Annotated in this window: 18 protein-coding genes; 13 read left to right on the forward strand and 5 right to left on the reverse strand. The window is 69.9% G+C overall.

The window, feature by feature from the left end; translation table 11 throughout:
- Positions 1–4 precede the first annotated feature (4 nt).
- Positions 5–2,062 carry a phosphocholine-specific phospholipase C gene (locus AB0I82_RS21745; protein WP_363258955.1) on the reverse strand — a complete coding sequence of 686 codons (2,058 nt, stop codon included), beginning with the start codon at positions 2,060–2,062 and terminating at the stop codon, positions 5–7.
- A gap of 307 nt (positions 2,063–2,369) precedes the next feature.
- Between AB0I82_RS21745 and ctaD the strand changes: the two genes are divergently transcribed.
- The 3 genes from ctaD (at position 2,370) to AB0I82_RS21760 (ending at position 5,281) form a co-directional block, all read left to right on the forward strand.
- Complete coding sequence (ctaD, locus tag AB0I82_RS21750; protein ID WP_363259093.1) at positions 2,370–4,028, forward strand: cytochrome c oxidase subunit I; 1,659 nt, start codon at positions 2,370–2,372, stop codon at positions 4,026–4,028.
- A complete protein-coding gene (locus tag AB0I82_RS21755) occupies positions 4,025–4,411 on the forward strand; it encodes a cytochrome c oxidase subunit 4 (RefSeq protein WP_363258956.1) in 387 nt (128 codons plus the stop codon). Before ctaD ends, AB0I82_RS21755 begins: the two co-directional genes overlap by 4 nt.
- A gap of 49 nt (positions 4,412–4,460) precedes the next feature.
- Positions 4,461–5,281, forward strand: a protein-coding gene (locus tag AB0I82_RS21760; RefSeq protein ID WP_363258957.1) for an IS5 family transposase whose coding sequence is annotated in 2 segments (ribosomal slippage) — positions 4,461–4,808 and positions 4,811–5,281 — 819 coding nt in all. Because the reading frame shifts where the segments join, the coding sequence is not laid out codon by codon here.
- Here AB0I82_RS21760 and AB0I82_RS21765 read toward each other — a convergent pair.
- On the reverse strand, positions 5,271–5,624 hold the full coding sequence (locus tag AB0I82_RS21765) for a hypothetical protein (protein ID WP_363258958.1): 354 nt from the start codon (positions 5,622–5,624) through the stop codon (positions 5,271–5,273). The two genes, AB0I82_RS21760 and AB0I82_RS21765, sit on opposite strands and share 11 nt — an antisense overlap.
- Positions 5,625–6,000: 376 nt before the next feature.
- Between AB0I82_RS21765 and AB0I82_RS21770 the strand changes: the two genes are divergently transcribed.
- The 5 genes from AB0I82_RS21770 (at position 6,001) to AB0I82_RS21790 (ending at position 10,263) form a co-directional block, all read left to right on the forward strand.
- Positions 6,001–6,594 carry a TetR/AcrR family transcriptional regulator gene (locus AB0I82_RS21770; protein ID WP_363258959.1) on the forward strand — a complete coding sequence of 198 codons (594 nt, stop codon included), beginning with the start codon at positions 6,001–6,003 and terminating at the stop codon, positions 6,592–6,594.
- A 258-nt stretch (positions 6,595–6,852) separates the two neighbouring features.
- A complete protein-coding gene (locus tag AB0I82_RS21775; RefSeq protein WP_363258961.1) occupies positions 6,853–7,104 on the forward strand; it encodes a hypothetical protein in 252 nt (83 codons plus the stop codon).
- Between the two features lie 86 nt (positions 7,105–7,190).
- Positions 7,191–7,892: a nitroreductase gene (locus tag AB0I82_RS21780; RefSeq protein ID WP_363258962.1), complete on the forward strand. Its 702-nt coding sequence runs from the start codon at positions 7,191–7,193 to the stop codon at positions 7,890–7,892.
- Positions 7,893–8,077: 185 nt separating this feature from the next.
- Entirely contained in the window at positions 8,078–8,566 is a 489-nt protein-coding gene (locus AB0I82_RS21785; RefSeq protein WP_363258964.1) for a flavin reductase family protein, read from the forward strand.
- A 371-nt stretch (positions 8,567–8,937) separates the two neighbouring features.
- The gene (locus AB0I82_RS21790) at positions 8,938–10,263 is read left to right on the forward strand and encodes an NtaA/DmoA family FMN-dependent monooxygenase (RefSeq protein ID WP_363258966.1); all 1,326 of its coding nucleotides are present in this window, start codon (positions 8,938–8,940) and stop codon (positions 10,261–10,263) included.
- A gap of 217 nt (positions 10,264–10,480) precedes the next feature.
- Here the strand turns inward: AB0I82_RS21790 and AB0I82_RS21795 are convergent, their stop codons facing one another.
- Both AB0I82_RS21795 and AB0I82_RS21800 read right to left on the reverse strand, forming a co-directional pair.
- On the reverse strand, positions 10,481–12,118 hold the full coding sequence (locus AB0I82_RS21795) for a ubiquinol-cytochrome c reductase cytochrome b subunit (protein WP_363258968.1): 1,638 nt from the start codon (positions 12,116–12,118) through the stop codon (positions 10,481–10,483).
- A 199-nt stretch (positions 12,119–12,317) separates the two neighbouring features.
- The gene (locus tag AB0I82_RS21800) at positions 12,318–12,659 is read right to left on the reverse strand and encodes a DUF6479 family protein (RefSeq protein WP_363258970.1); all 342 of its coding nucleotides are present in this window, start codon (positions 12,657–12,659) and stop codon (positions 12,318–12,320) included.
- A 365-nt stretch (positions 12,660–13,024) separates the two neighbouring features.
- Between AB0I82_RS21800 and AB0I82_RS21805 the strand changes: the two genes are divergently transcribed.
- Genes AB0I82_RS21805 through AB0I82_RS21820 form a run of 4 tightly spaced genes read left to right on the forward strand, consistent with a single transcriptional unit; the run spans position 13,025 to position 15,792 of the window.
- Complete coding sequence (locus AB0I82_RS21805; protein WP_363258971.1) at positions 13,025–13,813, forward strand: SigB/SigF/SigG family RNA polymerase sigma factor; 789 nt, start codon at positions 13,025–13,027, stop codon at positions 13,811–13,813.
- 55 nt (positions 13,814–13,868) lie between these two features.
- The gene (locus AB0I82_RS21810) at positions 13,869–14,882 is read left to right on the forward strand and encodes an iron-containing redox enzyme family protein (protein ID WP_363258972.1); all 1,014 of its coding nucleotides are present in this window, start codon (positions 13,869–13,871) and stop codon (positions 14,880–14,882) included.
- Positions 14,883–14,933: 51 nt separating this feature from the next.
- Positions 14,934–15,587 carry a HemK2/MTQ2 family protein methyltransferase gene (locus AB0I82_RS21815; RefSeq protein WP_363258973.1) on the forward strand — a complete coding sequence of 218 codons (654 nt, stop codon included), beginning with the start codon at positions 14,934–14,936 and terminating at the stop codon, positions 15,585–15,587.
- A complete protein-coding gene (locus AB0I82_RS21820; RefSeq protein ID WP_363258974.1) occupies positions 15,568–15,792 on the forward strand; it encodes a CDGSH iron-sulfur domain-containing protein in 225 nt (74 codons plus the stop codon). The genes AB0I82_RS21815 and AB0I82_RS21820 overlap by 20 nt, the downstream gene beginning before the upstream one ends.
- A 54-nt stretch (positions 15,793–15,846) precedes the next feature.
- Here the strand turns inward: AB0I82_RS21820 and AB0I82_RS21825 are convergent, their stop codons facing one another.
- Positions 15,847–17,952 (reverse strand): catalase, encoded by a 2,106-nt coding sequence (locus AB0I82_RS21825; RefSeq protein WP_363258975.1) that lies wholly within the window; start codon positions 17,950–17,952, stop codon positions 15,847–15,849.
- 389 nt (positions 17,953–18,341) lie between these two features.
- Here AB0I82_RS21825 and AB0I82_RS21830 point away from each other — a divergent pair, with 389 nt between their 5' ends.
- Positions 18,342–19,478 (forward strand): Vms1/Ankzf1 family peptidyl-tRNA hydrolase, encoded by a 1,137-nt coding sequence (locus tag AB0I82_RS21830; RefSeq protein WP_363258976.1) that lies wholly within the window; start codon positions 18,342–18,344, stop codon positions 19,476–19,478.
- The last annotated feature ends 304 nt before the right edge of the window (positions 19,479–19,782 follow it).

The following is a 19,782-nucleotide window of genomic DNA, read 5'->3' on the forward strand; positions in this document are numbered from 1 at the left end:
GCCGTCAGACCGTGTGGATCGCCGGGTCGCTCACGCCCGCCTCGCCGGTCTCGACATGGCCGGCGAAGCGGCGCAGGAACGCCGCGTCGGCCTCGGAGGTCACCGTCAGGTCGTACCAGCGCTTACTGGGACGCAGGTCGACGGTGTGGGTGACCGTGGCACCGGCCCGCACCCGGAAGGTCTCGTCGGGACCGCCGTAGGCGTTGGCCAGCGTGAGGTCCACGTCGGAGCGGCCGGCGTTGGTGAACGTCAGCTTCACATTGCCGGTGGTGCCGTCGTGGCGGGCCGTCACCTCCGGGCCCGCGGTCCTGCCCGGCCCCTTGAAGACGCGCAGGAAGCCGTTCGGGCCGAAGACCGAGAGGTCGTAGACGCCCTTGGAGTAGGCGGTGTTCCAGGTGTCGGTGACCGGCTTGCCGGCCGCGGCGGTGTACGTCCAGGGGCCGTCGCCGCGGTTCCCCGCGGTCACGTAGAAGGCCGCGCCCGTCTTGTCGCCGCCGCCGAGGGTGAGCGTGTACTTCCCGGCTGCCGGGTCGGCCTTGCCGTCGACGTGCGGGGCGTAGGGCAGCGCGCGGGACGGGCGGGAGCCCTTCTCCTGGCGGGGGAGGGAGGGGTTGGCCGGGGGCTTGGGGACGTAGTCGTCGTGCCGGTCGCCGTCCGGCGGGCGGTAGCCCTCGGTGTCCGGGAGGGAGACGGCCGCGGTGTCCGGCTTCGCGAAGTCGAAGGCCGAGGTCAGGTCGCCGCAGATGGCGCGCCGCCAGGGCGAGATGTTCGGCTCGTGGACGCCGAAGCGGCGCTCCATGAAGCGGATGACGGAGGTGTGGTCGAAGGTCTCGGAGCAGACGTAACCGCCCTTGCTCCAGGGCGAGAGGACCAGCATCGGCACCCGCTGGCCCAGCCCGTACGGGCCCGCCGCATAGCCCTTGCCGCCCTTGTAGAGGTCCGGGCCGACGTCCACGGTGGAGCGGCCCTGGGAGTCGGAGGACGGCGGGTACGGCGGCACGACGTGGTCGAAGAAGCCGTCGTTCTCGTCGTAGGTGAGGAAGAGGGCGGTCTTGCTCCACACCTCCGGGTCGGAGGTGAGCGCGTCCAGGACCTGCGAGACGTACCAAGCGCCGTAATTCGCAGGCCAGTTGGGGTGCTCGGTGAACGCCTCGGGGGCCACGATCCAGGAGATCTTGGGCAGCTTGCCGCCCTTGACGTCGGCCTTCAGCCGGTCGAACAGCCCGTCGCCCTGCTTGACGTTCGTGCCGGTGCGCGCCTTGTCGTACAGCGGGTCGCCGGGCTTGGCGTTGCGGTACTGGTCGAAGTACAGCAGCGAGTTGTCGCCGTACGTGCCCCGGTACGCGTCGTCGATCCAGCCCCACTTGCCGTCCGCGTCGAGCCCGTCGCCGATGTCCTGGTAGATCTTCCAGGAGACGCCGGCCTTCTCCAGCCGCTCGGGGTAGGTGGTCCAGCTGTACCCGGCCTCCTCGTTGCCGAGCACCGGGCCGCCGCCGCTGCCGTCGTTGCCGGTGTACCCGGTCCACATGTAGTAGCGGTTGGGGTCGGTGGAGCCGATCAGCGAGCAGTGGTAGGCGTCGCAGATGGTGAAGGTGTCGGCGAGCGCGTAGTGGAACGGAATGTCCTCGCGCGTCAGATACGCCATGGTCGTCGCCGACTTGGCGGGTATCCACTGGTCGTACTTGCCGTCGTTCCAGGCCTTGTGGCTGCCGGCCCAGTCGTGGTTGAGGTCCTGGATGAACTGCAGGCCGAGGTTGTCGGCCTCCGGGCGGAACGGCAGGACTTCCTTCGTGCCGTCCGGCTGGTGCCAGACCGACTTGCCGCTCGCCAGGTTCACCGGGCGCGGGTCGCCGAAGCCGCGTACGCCGCGGAGCGAGCCGAAGTAGTGGTCGAAGGACCGGTTCTCCTGCATCAGTACGACGATGTGTTCGACGTCGTCGATGGTGCCGGAGCGGTGCTGGGCCGGGATCGCGGCGGCGCGGGCGATGCTGCCCGAGAGCGCGGTGAAGGCCGCGGTGCCTCCGGCGAGTTGCAGGAAGCGGCGGCGGTCCAGATGCGGCATGGGCGGATGTCCTCTTATCAAGTGGGGGGCAAGAGTGGCGCATGGTGCGCGAGGTAATTCTCGCGGCGTCCGCGCATGCAGCGAAACCCCGTCTCGCGATCATTACGTGACCAAGGGGTGCCGATGACCCGACCGGGAGCCGAACCGCGGGTGCTCCTTACGGGTGGCGGCCGGCCGCAGGGCGGTGCGGACCGCGGGAAACGCCGCCGGTGATGTCAGGCTGGCGGATGTCGGACCGGTCGGACGGAGGCTATCGGTGGTCCACGTTGAGCGGCAGGCGCGTGCGGCAGCCGCCGCGAGGCGCCGGATCGAGACCGGCAGCCGGATCCGCGGCTGGCTGACCACCACCGACCACAAGGTGATCGGCAATCTCTACCTGGTGACCGCCTTCGCGTTCTTCCTGTTCGCGGGGTTGCTGGCCATGCTGATGCGGACCGAACTGGCCCGCCCCGGACTGCAGCTGGTCACGGCGGAGCAGTACAACCAGCTGTTCACCATCCACGGCACGATCATGATGCTGCTCTTCGCGACGCCGATGTTCGCCGGCTTCGCCAACGCCGTCATGCCGCTGCAGATCGGCGCCCCGGATGTCGCCTTCCCCCGGCTGAACGCGCTGACGTACTGGCTGTTCCTCTTCGGCGGCCTGATGGTCGTCGCCGGCTTCCTGACCCCGCAGGGCGCGGCGTCCTTCGGCTGGTTCGCGTACGCGCCGCTCAACGGGCCCGTCCGCACGCCGGGGGAGGGCGGCGACCTGTGGGCGATGGGGCTGATCCTGTCCGGGCTCAGTACGACGCTGGGCTCGGTGAACTTCGTCGCGACCATCATGACCCTGCGGGCGCCCGGCATGACGATGTTCCGGATGCCGATCTTCACCTGGAACATCCTCTTCACCTCGATCCTCGCCCTGCTGGCCTTCCCGGTCCTCACCGCCGCGCTCTTCGCGCTGCTCGCGGACCGCAAATTCGGGGCGCACGTCTTCGACGCGGCGTTCGGCGGGTCGATCCTGTGGCAGCACCTGTTCTGGTTCTTCGGGCACCCCGAGGTCTACATCGTGGCGCTGCCGTTCTTCGGCGTGATCACCGAGATCGTGCCGGTCTTCAGCCGCAAACCGGTCTTCGGCTACGTCGGCATGGTCGGCGCGACCATCGCCATCACGATGCTCTCGGCCGTGGTCTGGGCGCACCACATGTTCGCCACCGGCATGGTGCTGCTGCCGTTCTTCTCGCTGATGTCCTTCCTGATCGCCGCGCCCACCGGCGTGAAGTTCTTCAACTGGATCGGCACGATGTGGCGGGGCTCGCTGTCCTTCGAGACGCCGATGCTGTGGGCCGGCGGCTTCCTGGTGACCTTCCTGCTCGGCGGGCTGAGCGGGGTCCTGATCGCCTCCCCGCCGCTGGACTTCCACGTCACCGACTCGTACTTCATCGTCGCCCATCTGCACTACGTCCTGTTCGGGACGGTGGTCTTCGCGATGTTCGGCGGCTTCTACTTCTGGTGGCCCAAGCTGACCGGCCGGATGCTCGACGAACGGCTGGGGAAGATCCACTTCTGGACGCTCTTCGTCGGCTTCCAGCTCACCTTCCTCGTCCAGCACTGGCTGGGGTCCAACGGCATGCCCCGGCGGTACGCCGACTACCTCGCGGCCGACGGCTTCACCGCCCTCAACACCGTCTCCTCCCTCGGTTCCTTCCTCCTCGGGCTGTCCACGCTGCCGTTCCTGTACAACGTCTGGCGGACCACCAAGTACGCGGCGAAGGTCGGCGTGGACGACCCCTGGGGCTGGGGCCGGTCGCTGGAATGGGCCACCTCCTGCCCGCCGCCCCGGCACAACTTCCATGCGCTGCCCCGCGTCCGCTCGGACTCGCCCGCCTTCGACCTGCACCACCCCGAGGCGTACCGGCTGACCTCCGGAGCGCACGGGTCGGTGGAGCCGACCCCCGACACCCACGGAGAGCAGAGCCGATGAAGGCCGAGGCATACCTTTTCGGCGGGGTCGCGGGGTTCTTCTTCGTCGTCGGACTCGGCTACGCGCTGTCCTCCGGCCCGGAGCCGGCGGGCGTGGCGGCGCTGACCGTGTCCTGCATGATGGCCGCGGTGGTGTCCTTCTTCTGCGCGATGAACCACCGGCGCAGGGGAGCGCGGCCGGAGGACGACCGGCGGGCGGAGATCATGGACCGGGCGGGCCGGCTGGACTTCTTCCCGCCCAAGAGCGGCTATCCGGCGCTGACCGCGCTGGGCGCCGCGGTCGCCGGCCTGGGCATCGTCTTCGGGCTGTGGCTCTTCCTCATCGGCTTCGGCGTTCTGATCGCGGGCGCCTTCGGGATGGTCTTCGAGTTCAACGACCGCTGACAGGTCTTGGACCTCGTTTCTTATGGCGTGATCGTTCGTTGATTCGTGCATGACGGATCTTGTGAAGCGCCTGGTGCCGGACGAGTTGTGGGTGCTGTTCAGGAGGGTGGTGCCACCGACTGAGGTGATACGTCCGCAGGGCGGTGGCCGACGCCGGGCGGGAGACCGCGAAGCCCTGGCCGCAATCATCTTCGTGGCGGCCTCGGGCTGTACGTGGCGGCAGGTCCCACCGGTGTTCGGTCCCGCCTGGCCCACGGTCTACCGCAGGTTCGCCCAGTGGAGCCGGGACCGAGTCTGGGCCCGGCTCTACCGGGTGATCCTTGACGAACTCGGAGCGCGGGGGGAGCTGGACTGGTCGCGGTGCGCGATCGACTCGGTCAGTCTGCGGGCCGAAAAAGGGGGCCGTTGACGGGACCGAATCCGACCGACCGTGGGAAGCCGGGGTCGAAGATCCACCTGATCTGTGACCGGAACGGACTGCCACTGTCCCTGGGCATCTCCGGCGCGAACATGCACGACAGTCAAGGTCTGGAGCCGCTCGTGCGTGGCCTCCCGCTTGTCCGGTCCCGCCGCGGTCCCCGGCGCCGACGCCCGGCGAAACTGCACGCGGACAAGGGCTACGACTACGACCATCTGCGTCGCTGGCGCCGCAAGCGCGGCATCCGCCCCCGCATCGCCCGCAAGGGCGTCGAGTCCTCTCAACGGCTGGGCCGACACCGCTGGGTGGTCGAGAGAACTGTGTCCTGGCTGGCCGGCAGCCGAAGGCTCCACCGCCGCTACGAACGCAAAGCCGAACACTTCCTCGCCTTCGTCGCCATAGCCGCAGCCCTCATCGGCTACCGCCGTCTGGCTCCTCTCCTCACGGCCTGAGCCGGTTCTGCTGCACGTCGAAGCAGACCAGCCCCATGGACTCCGCCACGGCTGCAGCGTAGGCGGACGCCTCCTCGGCCATGCTCCAGCGCATGGGAAAGTAGATCAGCGGACCACTGGCCTCGCCGATCAACGGCCCGGTCGACCAGGGCGAGGTGTCCTCCTCGTCCTCGGAGAGGTCGCACCACCGCTCAAGCAGCGCGGCCACGTAGGCCGCGATGCGTGCGGACGGAGGCTCCATCTCGCCGTCGATGTAGCGGTCGTACAGGTCACTGAAGACCCGGGCGGCGGTCTTGTCGTCCGCCAGCCTCTCGCCTTCCCAGACAGCAAGGTCGTAACTCATGCCGGGAGGCTCTCGTGCCGCTCTGCCAGCCATAAGCACGAGGTCTTAACCCGAACTCACACCTACAAGGACGTGAACCGAGCCATAAGGCCAGCGGCTCCGCGGAGTTGCTGCAACCTGCCGAGACTCCGGCGGCTGAGCGTGCTCGCTCGCTCCTGAAGCTCACCATCACGTGTTGCTGCTTCTCACCGACACGAATCATCGTGGCTCTCCGGGTCGGCCAGGCATGTCCACGGGACGTCGCCCTGGGCCGCTTGCTGTTGCGTGGTCCAGGCACCGGGTTGACCGGATGCTGCCTCCGTTTTAATGTTGATGCATACGGAGGAAGCATCCGTTTTGTATGAGCCTAGGGACCGCAGCGGTCAGGGAGAAGTGTATGAGCGTGGAGGGTCCGGGCCGCAGGCCTCGTGCGGACGTTCGGCGTAACCGGGCGGCCCTTCTCGAAGCGGCGCAGCGCCACTTCCTGAAGTACGGGGTCGGCACGTCCCTGGAGGCGGTGGCCAAGGAGGCGGGCGTCGGGCCCGGCACGCTGTACCGGCACTTCCCCACCCGGGAGGCGCTGCTGGCGGCCGTGCTGCAGACGCGCTCGGAAGAGCTGGTCGCCCGCCGGGAAGAAATCGCCCGGCTCGGCGATGCCGGCGAGGCGTTGCGGCAGTGGCTGCGGGCCGTCGAGGAGTACTTCAGCGCCTTCAACGGGCTGCCGGAACCGCTCATCGCCGCCGCCAGGGCGCAGGAGCCGGGCAATCCGCTCACCCTTCCCTGCGACCACCTCATCGCCACCACCGATGAGTACGTGCGGGCCGCACAGCGCGCGGGGCAGGTACGCCCCTCGGTGACGGGCTTCGATCTGTTTCTCGCGGCGTCCTCCGTCGCCTGGCTGATGGGCACCGACGCCACCGACGCAGAGTCGCTCGGGCGGTTGCGCGGGCTCGTCGAAAACGGATACCGCCAGCCCGACGACGCGGAGTAGACCACCGGCCCGGTCCCGCCGGCGGACTTCTGCCAACCACTCGCCCTCGCCGGGAACGTCCTGGCCGCCTCTGCGGGTGTGCCCGCAACGGTTGTCACACCTCACCGCTCTGCCTCCGTGACACGGCGCACCCCCTGGAGGGACAAAGCATGAAACTTACCATTATCGGAAAAGGGGTGATCGGGACGACGCCGGCCCCCGGGGCCGCATCGCGCGCTCCCGGTCGCCGCCGACTGCGAGAAAGCACGACGGCCGGGCATGCGCCTGGTGGACGACAGCGGCCTCGACGCCTATGACACCGGCGTGCCGGCCGACTCCTGGCGCCGGCAGCCGATGACGCCCGCCTACTGCACCGAGCCGATCCTGAAGGACCTGGCACCGGCCCTCGCAGCGGCCGGCCGGGACGAGGCCTCGCACAACCGCGACCGGCAGATGAAGCGTCCCGCCGCTCTCCCCACCGTGCCCGCGCCGGACGAGGCAGTCGAGCTCAACCGCTCCCTCCACCACTGACCCCCGGCCCAGGCCCTGGCGCTGCACTCCGCAGCCGTGCGGCAAGGCCGCGACCAGGGCAAGTGAACACCCTCGAAAGGAATGTTTTGTCCACCCCCAAGGCTTCGTTCTTCACCGACCTCGCGCGTGCCAGGTACTCCCCCCGGCAGTTCCAGCCCACCCCGCTGCCCGCCGCGGACATCCGCGGTGTGCTGGAGGACGCGCAGACCGCCCCCTCCAACAGCAACACCCAGCCGTGGACGGTGCACGTCGTCTCCGGCGCGGCGCGGGACGCCCTGAGCAAGGAACTGCTCAAGGCCTACGAGGAGGACCGGCCCTCCCTCGATTTCACCGCCGACTACGGCCAGGGCATCCACCTCGAACGGTCCTTCCAGCACGGCGCGAAGCTCTACGGAACCCGGGGCATAGCGCGCGCGGACCATGAGGGCAGGAAGGAAGTGATCCGCGAGAACCTGCGCTTCTACGACGCCCCCCATGTCGCCCTGCTGTTCATGCCGATGCTCGGCGACGGCGTACGGACGGCCGGCGACCTCGGCATGTACGCCCAGAACTTCCTGCTCTCCCTGACCGCCCGCGGATACCGCGGCATCCCCCAGACCATCCTGGGCATGTACGCCGACACCGTCCGCCAGACCCTGGGCGTGCCCGAGGACCTCAAGCTGCTGTTCGGCATCTCCTTCGGCACCGACGACCGCACCTCCCCGATGCACAACATCGGCATGGGCCGCGTCCCGCTGCACGAGAGCGTCGTCCTGCACGACACCCCCGGCGTCCTCGACCAGCAGTAGCCCCTCCACCGGCAGACGCACGCCCGGCGACCGGCGACGTCTCCGGCGGCCCCACGCCGGGCCGGCCGCTGCCCCGGCCCTCTTGCCGGCCGGGGCCGCACAGAAGACAGAAGCGGCACCGCGTCCTCGAACCGTGCCGCACGGTCCGCTTCATGTATTCCAGCGCGCACCAGAAGAGAAGCTCGATGCAGACCCCACCGCTCGCCGACGTACGTCACACCTTCGCCGCCTACCCCACCGGACTGGCACTGATCGCCGCCGAGGTGGACGGCCACGACGAAGCCATGCTTGCCAACTCCTTCACCAGCGTTTCCCTCGACCCGCCGCTGGTCTCCCTGGCGTTCACCCACACCTCGACCACCTGGCCACAGCTACGGCAGGCGCAGGAACTGGGCATCACGATCCTGGGCGAGCCCCATGCGGCCCTGGTGCCACAGCTGCGCAGGTCGGGGCCCGCCCGGCTCGACGGCATCGCCCTGGACCGCGCCACCGCCCAGGCGCGCACCCTGCCCCGGGCGGCGGCCACGCTGATCGTCCGGCCCTACCGGCACATCCCGGCGGGCGACCACGAACTGGTCCTGTTCGAGGTCGTCGACCACCGACGCGACGACGATGCCGCTCCGCTGACGTATCACGACCGCCACGTCGGCGCACTCCACCACGAACGGAAGTAGACCGGTGCCCCGCAAGCAGATGCGCTTGGCTGCCATCGTCTCCAACGGCCTGGGCGGCAGCGCATACGGGTGGCTCGCGCCCCAGGTCGATCCCCTCGGCTACGGCGATATTCGCCCGAGGTTGTCGCCGACCACATGCACATGAAAGGCCGCCGCAGCGGCGGCGGCACCGATGGGGCAGTGAGCCCTCGCCGATCCTCAGACGGACTGCACGGAATCCTCGTGCGGCGTAGCCGGCGGCAGCACTCGCGTCCTTGTCGCCGCTGCAGTCAAGCGGGCGCATCTTCCGCAAGGCGGCGAACTTGCCGCTCGCACGTTCACCGTCGCGACCCGCCCGGGTCGATCACCTACGACGTAAGGACATGACTGTTATGAGTAAGAGCTCGTTCCTGCTCGGAGCGGTACTGGGAGAGATGCACGGCAACCACCCAGGAGCGTGGCGGATGCCGGCGGCTGATCCGAATGCCTACACCGACGTGACGGCCTTCGTGCGCGCCGCTCAGACCGCCGAACGCGGCGGACTGGACTACCTCTTCTTCCCCGACCGGGTCTTCATCTGGGGGGACCTCGAGTCGCGACCGCCCATCGTGACGATGGAGCCGACCATGACACTGGCTGCGATTGCCCCCGCCACACGACGAATCGGCCTGGTCACCACGTTGTCGACCTCTTTCGTCGAGCCGTACACACTTGCCCGACAACTCAGGGCGCTGGACGTGATGAGTCATGGTCGCGCCGGCTGGCAGGCCATCCCCAGCTACGAACCGGAGGCCTTCGCCAACTACGGACGCCCCGTTCCGTCGCGTACAGAGAAGTACGAACGCTTCAATGAGGCCATCCAGATCACTCAGGCGCTGTGGGGAAGCTGGGGCAGAGCCGCGGGCACCCCCGACAAGGCCACCGGACGGTTCGCTGACACCTCACACATCCGCCCCATCAATATGCAGGGTCGTCACGTCGGATCACGTGGGCCACTGCAGATCCCGCCGTCCGAGCAGGGGCAACCGGTGATCTTCATGCCTTTCGCCAGCGGTCTCGGTGTGCAGGCCGCCAGCATGTACGCCAACGGCATCATCGCCCACCCCTCCTCCATGGAAGAGGCCAAGGCCCAACGCGACATGATGCGATCGATGACTGTGGAAGCCGGCCGGGAAGCGGACGAGGTGAAGTTCCTCTCCTTCTTCGCCCTCACCGTCGGCACCACCCTGCAGGAGGCTGTCGAGCGGCGCATGGTGCTGGAGGAAGCTGCTGGGATCGAGAAGCGCTTGGCTCACCTGTCGGCCATCCTCGGACTGCGCCTGGACCCAGCCGATCGTGACAAGCCACTCACCAGCGCCCAGGTCGCGGCCCTGCGCCCCCATCCTGGAGCTGCTCAAGCAGTCCACGCCCTCGAGCTCGCTCGCCAAGGGCGGACACCCCACGAAATCCTCGGCCACGGGGTGCTCGACCAAGCTCCCTCCCTGGTCGGAACCGCCGAACAGATCGCCGACACGCTGCAGGAATGGATGGAGGCAGGTGCCGCCGATGGCTTCTCCGTCGTCATCGATGACCTGCACGACGGGATGGACGCCTTCGTGGACCAGGTCGTACCTGTCCTGCGTCAGCGCGGCCTACGCCCCGACGACTACGAGGGCGCGACGCTGCGCGACCACCTCGGCCTCCCGGAACAGCTCGGCCTGGACCCGCGTCTAACTTGAGTTCTATCCGGCGCGGCGTGGCCGGGGGGTGCTCGATAGCGGGAACGGCAACGCCGACTGGAGACGCGGCTGCCCGCGGCGGACTGGCAGCTGGAGGCCGGCATCGGCGACGGCCCGGCGGTCTACGTCCAGCACCCACAACTCGTCCGGCACCAGGCGCTTCACAAGATCCGTCATGCACGAATCAACGAACGATCACGCCATAAGAAACGACGTCTTACTGAGCGGTGTCCGGCGCCTTCGCCGGCTCGCGGTCCGGGCTCGCGGTGCGCTCGGTGATCTCGCGGCGCTGCTCCGGGTCGGCCGGCAGCGGCACATGATCGCGGTAGTACCAGCCGTTCAGCGCGATCCGCAGCCGCTGCCCGCGTGAGGTGAGCCCGGCCGCCGGGCGGGGCAGCGGCTCGGGTACGTCGCGGACGAGGATGACGTACTTCCGCTCGGCGGAGATACCGGTGTGCCCCTCGCCCAGCGCCCCGTAGACGCTCTGGGTCACCTCGCCGGTCTCCTCGCCCTCCGTCAGCAGCTCCCGGTCCGCCGCCTGCAGGGCGAGGCAGAGCCGCTTGGTGAGCCAGAAGGCGACGACCGGGCCGAGGACGAGGGCGATCCGCAGCACCCACGTGAGCGCGTCGACCGAGATCCGGAAGGAGTAGGCGATGACGTCGTTGCCGCCTGCCAGCAGCAGTACGGCATAGAAGACGAGCGCGGCCACGCCGAGCGCCGTACGGGTGGGGCGGTTCCGCGGCCGGTCGCACAGATGGTGCTCGGCGCGGTCCCCGGTGACCCAGCGCTCGAAGAAGGGATAGACGTACAGCGAGGTGAAAAGCAGGCCCGGGAGCACGAGTGTGGGAATGAAGACGTTCCACATGACCGTGTGGCCCCAGAGGTTCGTCTCGAAAGGCGGCATGAGCCGCAGGCCGCCCTCCAGGAATCCCACGTACCAGTCGGGCTGAACGCCGGTGGACACCTGATCCGGGCGGTACGGACCGTAAGCCCAGACCGGATTGATTTGCGCCAGCGCGCCGAGGAAGGTCAGTACGCCGAAAATCAGCAGGAAGTAGCCTGTGGTTTTCACGGTGAAGTGCGGCACCATCGGCTGTCCGACGACGTTCCTGTTGGTGTGGCCGGGCTTGTTCCAGTGCGTGTGTTTCAGGACCACCACGAGCAACAGGTGCAGGCTGACCAGCGCGATGATGATTCCCGGGATGAGCAGGATGTGCAGCACGTAAAGGCGCGGAATGATGGCCGTTCCGGGATACGACCCGTCCCAGAGGAAGAAATTGAGATAGCTGCCGACGAGGGGAATGGAGGTCACGATGGCATTGGCGGTGCGCAGACCGGTCCCGGAGAGCGAATCGTCCGGGAGGGAGTAACCGGCGAAGCCCTCCAGCATCGCCAGCATGAAAAGCGTGACGCCGACCATCCAGTTCAGCTCGCGCGGCCGCCGGAAGGCCCCGGTGAAAAAGACCCGGAACAGATGGGTGCCGATCGCGGCCAGGAAGACCAGGGACGCCCAGTGATGAATCTGCCGGATGAGCAGCCCGCCGCGCACCTCGAAACTGATGTCGAGGGTGGAGGCGTACGCATGCGACATCCGCGTGCCGTCCAGCGGAAGGTGCCGGCCGTGGTAGACGGTTTCCGCCATGCTCGGGTCGAAGAACAGCGTCAGATAGGTGCCGGTGATCACCAGCACGACAAAGCTGTAGAGCGCGATTTCCCCGAGCAGGAAGGACCAGTGGTCGGGGAATGCCTTGCGGAGCAGAGCCTTGGCTCCCTCGGCGAGGGGAAGCCGCCGGTCAAGGGCGGTGAACACCTGCACCGAACTCCCTCCGGGGCCCGTGGCCCGGCCGCCGCTCATGACTTCCTTGCATGGCTAACCGGTACGGGTCGGAGACAATCCGGACCGCGACCTCGCGGCCCGTTGTTCAGTCGTTCGGCGGATCAGGCGGACGAGGGCGTGCGGGCGGAAATGGGCATGCCGAAATGCGGCCGGTCGCGTTCTCCGCGCCCGGTCGCTTCACGGGCGGGCGGCGGCCCGGCGTCGCCCGCCCCGGACCTCAGCCGTTACCGAAGGAGCCGCTGTGGCCCTCCTGCCATTTCCCCGGCTTTTTGCCTTCCTCGTCGGGGCGGGTGCCGCGGGTGCCGTCGAACTCGTACGGAGTACGGCGGTGACCGTCCGGCGTGACCTCATCGCCCGTGCGCATTCCCGTTTCGTATCCGCGCGGGTCCTTGGGCACCTTGGGCTGTTCTTCGGGGGAGGCCGGCCGCGACCGCTTGCGCCGCAGGCCGAGGGCCACGGCACCGATGAGCAGGAGCACGACGGCGATGCCGACGACGAACGGACCGATGCCGACGAGCAGATCGCGGTTGGGAGCCGCCAGGGACTCATAGCTGGTCATGTCGGCCGGGTACCCGCCAATACCGGAAACGACACGTGTCACACATTCGGCGGAGCGTGGATTTCCGGGCCGTACCGGGGGCTGAGCGCAGTGCTGCCAGGGCGCATACGCCGCACCCGCCCTGTGAACGTCGGCGGAAAGCGGCGCCCACGGTGCGCCGGGCGGCGAAGTGAGAAAATGTGGACAGTGAGCCGAAGGATTCGCCGCCGGGCGGTGCTCGTATGTCCGGGTACCCCGCCGGTGGTTTGCGAAACAAGTGTTTCAGCCGGAAAGTAAAAACTGGCCGGCAGCCGGTAATGGGGCGGCAAAAGCCGCTGTTCCCGGCGACTGCGCCGGTGCCGGAATCCCGACGGAAGGGAAGGGCCATGGCCGCCACCACCGCGCTCCGCCGCCATCAGGATGCTCCGGACACCGACGCCGCCTTCGCCCAGCTGGCCGAGCTGGCGGACGGACCGCTCAGGAAGAAGGTCCGCGAGGAGATCGTCTGCGGCTGGCTGCCGATGGCCAACCGCCTCGCCCGTCGCTACAGCGGGCGCGGCGAGACCGAGGAGGACCTGCGGCAGGTCGCCGCGGTCGGCCTGCTCAAGGCCGTCGACCGGTTCGACCCGACCTCGGGTACCCCTTTCCCCGCGTACGCGATCCCGACGATCCTCGGTGAGCTGCGGCGGCACTTCCGGGACGACCTGTGGGCCGTCCACGTGCCGCGCCGCACACAGGAGCTGCGGGCCACCGTCCACCAGGCACGCGAGGCGCTGGAATTCCGCAATGGCTCCGCCTCCCTCACCATCGGCGACCTGGCCGAGCACACCGGCCTCTCCGAGGAGGACGTGGTGCTGGGCCTGGAGGCGCAGGGCGCGTACACCGCGCTGTCGCTGGAGTGCCCCATGAGCACGGACGCGGGCCACTCCTTCCACCTCGCCGACTTCCTGGGGGACGAGGACCCGGAGCTGGAGCTGGTCGAGGAGCGGCTGTGTGCCGCGCCGGTGCTGCGGGCCCTGCCGCCGCGCGACCGGGCCATCCTCTACCTGCGGTTCTTCCGCGACATGACGCAGAGCCAGATCGCCGAGGAGGTCGGCATCTCGCAGATGCACGTCTCCCGCATCCTGCAGCGCTGCTGCCGCCTGGTGCGCGTCGAGGTGACACCGCAGCCGTGACGGGCACCCGGTGGCCGTGAGAGTCACCGACGACGTCCAGGGGTGGAGAACAGCGATGAGTGACGAGCCGACCGGTCCCGAGCTGCCGCGGGACCGGGGTCCGGTCTCGGCGGCCGTGATCGGCGCGCTGCGCGGCGGCGGCCCGCCGGCCGCCGGCGACGCGGCCGCCACCGCCGACCCGTACGGCGAGGACCTGCAGCTGGCGCTGTATGTGGCGTACGAACTGCACTACCGCGGCTTCGCCGGGGTGGACCCCGGGCTGGAGTGGGACCCCGATCTGCTGCGCCTCCGCGCCGTACTGGAGCGGCGCTTCCTCGACGCGCTGCGGGCCGACGCCACCCGGCACGAGAGCGCGGCGGAAGCGCTGGACGAGCTGCTGGTCGAGCCGGCCGAGGGGGACGGCGTCCCGCACGTGCTGGAACGCTCCGGCACCCGCGCGCAACTGCGCGAGTACGCCGCCCAGCGCAGCCTGTACCACCTGAAGGAGGCCGATCCGCACGCCTGGGTGCTGCCGCGGCTGTGGGGGCGGGCCAAGGCGGGGATGGCGGCGGTGGAGTTCGACGAGTTCGGCGGCGGGCGCGCCGAGCGGGTGCACGCGCGGCTCTTCGCCGACCTGATGACGGACCTCGGCCTGGACACCACGTACGGGCGCTATCTCGACGCGGGCAGCGCGGAGATGCTGGCCCTGGTCAACCTGATGTCCCTCTTCGGGCTGCACCGGGCGCTGCGCGGGGCGCTCGTCGGGCACTTCGCCGCGGTCGAGGTGACGTCCTCGCCCGCGTCCCGCCGGCTGGCCGCGGCGATGCGGCGCGCGGGTGCCGGCCCGGCCGCCGAGTTCTTCTACACCGAGCACGTCGAGGCCGACGCGGTGCACGAACAGGTCGTACGGCACGAGGTCGTCGACGGGCTGCTGGCGGCCGAGCCGCACCTGGAGCGGGACGTGGCCTTCGGCGTCGACGCCACCGGCTTCCTGGAGGACCGCTTCGGAGAACGGCTGCTCGCGGCCTGGCAGGCGGGGGAGTCGTCACTGCGGGTGGCGCTCGGCCCTGACCTCGTGCACGTACCGTGAGCCTCCCGCGCACCGGCCGCTGAAAGTGATTTATCCGGGTACTTCTGCTTTGTGCCTCTGATAACGCTTCCCGGGGTCTACGCCCCACAGGACGACACGGCGCTGCTGGCCGACGCGCTGCACCACGAGCCGCTGATGCCGGGCGCGCGGGTGCTGGACATCGGTACCGGCACCGGCGCGCTGGCGCTCGCGGCGGCCCGGCGCGGCGGCGAGGTCACCGCCGTCGACATCTCCTGGCGCGCGGTCCTCGCGGCCCGGCTCAACGCCCGGCTGGCGCGGCTGCCGGTACGAGTACTGCGCGGCAGCCTCTTCGCGCCCGTGGCCGACCGGTCCTTCGACCTGATCCTGACGAACCCGCCCTACGTACCGGCGCCCGAGGCGGTGCTGCCCCGGCGGGGCAGCGCGCGGGCCTGGGACGCGGGCCACGACGGGCGGCTGGTGCTGGACCGCATCTGCCGGGAGGCGCCGCGGCTGCTGGCGCCCGGCGGCGTCCTGCTGCTCGTGCACTCGGCGCTCAGCGGTACCGGGCCCACGCTGCGGCTGCTGCGGGAGGCGGGGCTGAACGCCGTGGTGGTCGAGCACCGCTATGTGCCCTTCGGGCCGGTCCTGCGGTCGCGGCAGGGCTGGCTGCACGGCCAGGGCCTGGTGGCCCCCGACGAGGAGAAGGAAGAGCTGGTGGTGATCCGTGCCGAGCGCAGCGTCTGAGAACGAACCGGCGGACCCCCGCGCCGTACGCCGCCTCACCCTCGAGAAGGACGGGCCGCTGCTGGTGGAGGGCCCGGTCGAGGTGCGGCTGGAGGACGGCACCGTCGTCTCCTCCGACCGCTTCTGCGTGGCCCTGTGCCGGTGCCGGCGCAGCAAGCGTTACCCGTGGTGCGACACGAGCCACCGGCGCCGCACGCGACGCTGAGCGCGCGTACGACGCCGGTGGTCGTGCACCGGAATCAGAGTCGAGGGCCGGCGATCAGCGGCGCAGCGGCGGCCGGTTCCAGTGCCGGTGTGCGCCGACCGCCTCGATGAACGCCTGCGCGAACTGCTCGCTCGCCGGGCCCACCGGGTGGTGCGTGACGACGCCCTCGTCGGAGACGGTGTGCTGGTTCTCATCGGCGGTCCGCAGCCGGGTCGGCTCCAGCAGCTTCAGTACCTCGATGCCGGTGCCCAGCGCGGCGATCGCCTTGCCGTGCCGGTAGGCGTCCCGTACGAACTTCAGTACCGCCGGGTCCTGGGCCGTGCGGGGCGCGGACGAGGGGTCACCGGGCAGCACGACCGCGTCGTAGAGGACCGAGGCGACGGTGGGCAGCGCCCGGTCCACGGGGTGGGTGACGCCGTCGGAGCCGGTGAACTCGCCGTCGTGCGGCGCGAGGACCTCGACGTTCGCGCCCTTGGCCGCGAGCGCGGAGCGGATCGTGTCGACCTGGTCGGCGTCCACGCCGTCCGAGACCAGCACGGCGATCTGGCGGGTGGCGATCGAGCCGTCGCCCTTCAGGCTTTCGAAGCTCAGCGCGGGGGAGGGCGTCACGTTCGGCGTCTCCTGCCGCTCCGGCGGGGCCACGCCGACACCCTCTGCGACCGAGACGGCCAGCGTCCGGTCGACCCGCGCGAGCTGCTCGACGACCCGCGCGCGGACCTCCTTCGACTTCACCTTGCCCAGCTCGAAGCGGTACGCCTCGACGATGTGCTGCTGCTCCCACTCGGCCATGCTGTGCCAGAACATCGCGGCCTGGCTGTAGTGGTTCTGGAAGCTGTCGCTGCGCCTGCGGATCTTGTGGCCGTCGACCCGCTCGGTCAGATGCCGGAAGGCCGTCTCGTCCGCACCGGCCACCGCGGGGCAGCCGCCGGCCAGGGAGTTCTTGGTGTAGCTGGTGGTGCCGCGGTGGATCCTGCTCTGGTGGAAGCCGTCGCGCTGGTTGGTGCGTACCGGGGCGACCGGCAGGTTGACCGGGATCTGCGCGAAGTTGGGCCCGCCGAGGCGGAGCAGCTGGGTGTCCAGGTAGGAGAAGTTACGGGCCTGGAGCAGCGGGTCGTTGGTGAAGTCGATACCGGGGACGACGTTGGCCGTGTGGAAGGCGACCTGCTCGGTCTCGGCGAAGAAATTGTCGGGGTTGCGGTTGAGCACCATCCGCCCGATGGGCTGTACCGGCACCTGCTCCTCGGGAATGATCTTCGTGGCATCGAGCAGGTCGAAGTCGAAGCTGTGCTCGTCCTCCTCCGGTACGAGCTGCACGCCGAGCTCGTACTCCGGGTAGTCACCGGCCTCGATGCAGTCCCACAGGTCGCGGCGGTTGAAGTCCGGGTCGCGGCCCTGCGCCTCCTGCGCCTCGTCCCACACCAGCGAGTGCACGCCCAGCGTGGGCTTCCAGTGGAACTTCACGAACGTGCCCTTGCCCTGCGCGTTCACGAAGCGGAAGGTGTGCACGCCGAAGCCCTGCATCATGCGGTAGCTCCGCGGGATGGCGCGGTCCGACATCAGCCACATGATCGTGTGCAGCGTCTCGGGCTGCAGCGAGACGAAGTCCCACAGCGTGTCGTGGGCCGACGCGCCGGTGGGCATCTCGTTGTGCGGCTCCATCTTCACCGCGTGCACGAAGTCGGGGAACTTGATGCCGTCCTGGATGAAGAAGACCGGGAAGTTGTTGCCGACCAGGTCGTAGTTGCCCTCGGAGGTGTAGAACTTCGTCGCGAACCCGCGTACGTCCCGCACCGTGTCGGCCGAGCCGCGCGGCCCCTGGACGGTGGAGAAGCGGACGAACACCGGCGTCTTCACGTCCGGGTCCTGGAGGAACGCGGCACGGGTGAACTCCGCGCAGGACCGGTACGGCTGGAAGTAGCCGTACGCGCCCGAGCCGCGCGCGTGCACCACGCGCTCCGGGATGCGCTCGTGGTCGAAGCGCGTGATCTTCTCGCGGAAGTGGAAGTCCTCCATCAGCGTGGGCCCGCGCTCGCCCGCCTGCAGGGAGTCATCGGTGTGGTCGACCGGCACACCCTGGTCGGTGGTCAGTGGCCCGCCGCTCGGGTCGTCCGCGTAGAACCCCTCCCGTTGCTCCTGCTTCTTGTCCGCCATCTCCGACATCTCCGGAGGCTCCTTCCCGCTCCGCGCCGTGCTGGAGTCGCCGACGAGGGCGCCTGGGGGCATGTGTCTCGGCTCGCCAGGTAACCGTTATCCGAGGTGGAGAAACCTCGGCTGGCCCAGAAGGGCGAGCCCCGAAATCCCCGTGATTCCAGGGCTGTGACGGCCTTGGAGAGGGTCGTCGGACCGGCGGGGCGCGGCGAACGCGAACTGCATGAACAGTGGCAAAGAGGGCACCCCGGAGAGTGATGGAACCACCGCTTCGGCCACCGATTCCGTCACCGCTTCAGCCACCGCGGCGACGACGCCCCTGAAGAGCGGAATCCCGGCCTGCGAAGCCCTCCTTCCAGGCCCTGTAACCGGTGATCGCCCCATTCCGAGGAGGAAGCGCCATGCGACTCTCGCTCCTGCAACCGCTCATCGAACGACCGGGACCCTGGGCGTCCGTCTACGCCGATGTCTCGCACGGCACGGAGGACGCGGCCAAGCAGCAGGAGCTGGCGGCGCAGCACGCCGCCGACCAGCTGTCCGGCCAGGGCGCCGACGCCGCCACCTGCCGCGCCGTGCACGACGCCCTGATCACCCTCAACAGGCCGGGCGAATCGCTGGCCCACGCGGGCCGCGCCGTCTTCGCCACCGGCGGCGAGGTCGTCCTGGACACCCCGCTCGCCGGGCCGCCCACGGCGCGAGGCGCCACCTGGTCACCCGTGCCCCGGCTGGCCCCCCTGCTGGACGCGCTCGGCGAGAACCCCGTCTGCCTCGTGGTGTACGTGGACCGGACCGGCGCCGACTTCGAACTGCGCAGCGACACCGCGCACGAGAGCGCGGGCAAGGTCAGCGGCGCCGACTACCCGGTGCACCGGACGAGCACCAGCGACTGGTCCGAGCGGCACTTCCAGCTCAAGGTCGAGAACACCTGGGAGCAGAACGCCGGGGAGATCGCCGAGGCGGTCCAGGAGGCGTTCGCGCACGCGGGCGCCGACCTCGTCCTGCTGGTCGGCGACGCCCGCGAGCGCCGTGCGGTGCGCGACCGGCTCCCCGAGCGACTGCGCGACGTCGCGTACGAGAGCGAGCACGGCGGCCGGGCCTCCGGCGCCGACAGTACCCGGCTGGACCGGGACATCGCACAGGTACGCGCCGGGCTCGAACATGACCACGTCATGGACGCGGTCGAGCGCTTCCAGACCGGTGCGGGCCGCAGCGACGGCGAGTCCTCGGTGACCTCCGGCGTGCCCTCCCTGGTCGAGGCGGCCCGTGAACACCGCATCGACACGCTGCTGATCAGCCCCGACGGTGGCGACGCGGGCCGCGAGGTCTGGGTCGGCCCCGACCCCGACCAGCTCGCCGTGCGCGGCACGGAGATGCAGTACCTGGGCGAGCTGCACCCCGCGCCGGCCCGCGCCGACGACGCGCTGCTGCGGTCCGCCGTGGCCAATGGTGCGCAGGCCGTACTGCTGCACCACAGCGACCCGGTGCCCCCGGGCGGCCTCGGCGCGGTGCTGCGCTGGTCGACGCCCGTGACCCACTGAGGTATCCGCCCGGACGGACCGCCGCCCGGGCGTTACGCCCAGGCTCCGGCGGGCACCCGGGATGTGCCGGCGGGTCGGCGGGCAGGCGCACTGCCCCCGCCCCCGCCCAGGCGCCGGCCGCCCGCACCACGCACCTCTTCCTGGAGGATCCGTGACCACGCCGCAGCCGCCGGGACGCCCCGGCCCCACGCACCCCGACCCGGTGCCGCCGACGCCGGGACCGGGCCCGGGATCGCCCGGTCCGGAACCGGGGCCGGGGCCCGGTCCGGTGCCCGCGCCCGGGCCCGACCCGGTGCCCCCGGCG

The sequence above is a fragment of the Streptomyces sp. NPDC050315 genome, from assembly GCF_040655775.1.
In the GTDB taxonomy this organism is placed as follows: Bacteria; Actinomycetota; Actinomycetes; order Streptomycetales; family Streptomycetaceae; genus Streptomyces.

Excerpts from the sequence above, each read along its gene's own strand:
- AB0I82_RS21800 (WP_363258970.1), bottom strand. The coding sequence starts at position 12,659 with ATGACCAGCTATGAGTCCCTGGCGGCTCCCAACCGCGATCTGCTCGTC.
- AB0I82_RS21770 (WP_363258959.1), top strand. The coding sequence starts at position 6,001 with ATGAGCGTGGAGGGTCCGGGCCGCAGGCCTCGTGCGGACGTTCGGCGT.
- AB0I82_RS21805 (WP_363258971.1), top strand. The coding sequence starts at position 13,025 with ATGGCCGCCACCACCGCGCTCCGCCGCCATCAGGATGCTCCGGACACC.
- AB0I82_RS21830 (WP_363258976.1), top strand. The coding sequence starts at position 18,342 with ATGCGACTCTCGCTCCTGCAACCGCTCATCGAACGACCGGGACCCTGG.
- AB0I82_RS21795 (WP_363258968.1), bottom strand. The coding sequence starts at position 12,118 with ATGAGCGGCGGCCGGGCCACGGGCCCCGGAGGGAGTTCGGTGCAGGTG.
- AB0I82_RS21765 (WP_363258958.1), bottom strand. The coding sequence starts at position 5,624 with ATGAGTTACGACCTTGCTGTCTGGGAAGGCGAGAGGCTGGCGGACGAC.
- AB0I82_RS21810 (WP_363258972.1), top strand. The coding sequence starts at position 13,869 with ATGAGTGACGAGCCGACCGGTCCCGAGCTGCCGCGGGACCGGGGTCCG.
- AB0I82_RS21755 (WP_363258956.1), top strand. The coding sequence starts at position 4,025 with ATGAAGGCCGAGGCATACCTTTTCGGCGGGGTCGCGGGGTTCTTCTTC.
- AB0I82_RS21745 (WP_363258955.1), bottom strand. The coding sequence starts at position 2,062 with ATGCCGCATCTGGACCGCCGCCGCTTCCTGCAACTCGCCGGAGGCACC.
- AB0I82_RS21825 (WP_363258975.1), bottom strand. The coding sequence starts at position 17,952 with ATGTCGGAGATGGCGGACAAGAAGCAGGAGCAACGGGAGGGGTTCTAC.
- AB0I82_RS21790 (WP_363258966.1), top strand. The coding sequence starts at position 8,938 with ATGAGTAAGAGCTCGTTCCTGCTCGGAGCGGTACTGGGAGAGATGCAC.
- AB0I82_RS21775 (WP_363258961.1), top strand. The coding sequence starts at position 6,853 with ATGCGCCTGGTGGACGACAGCGGCCTCGACGCCTATGACACCGGCGTG.
- AB0I82_RS21785 (WP_363258964.1), top strand. The coding sequence starts at position 8,078 with ATGCAGACCCCACCGCTCGCCGACGTACGTCACACCTTCGCCGCCTAC.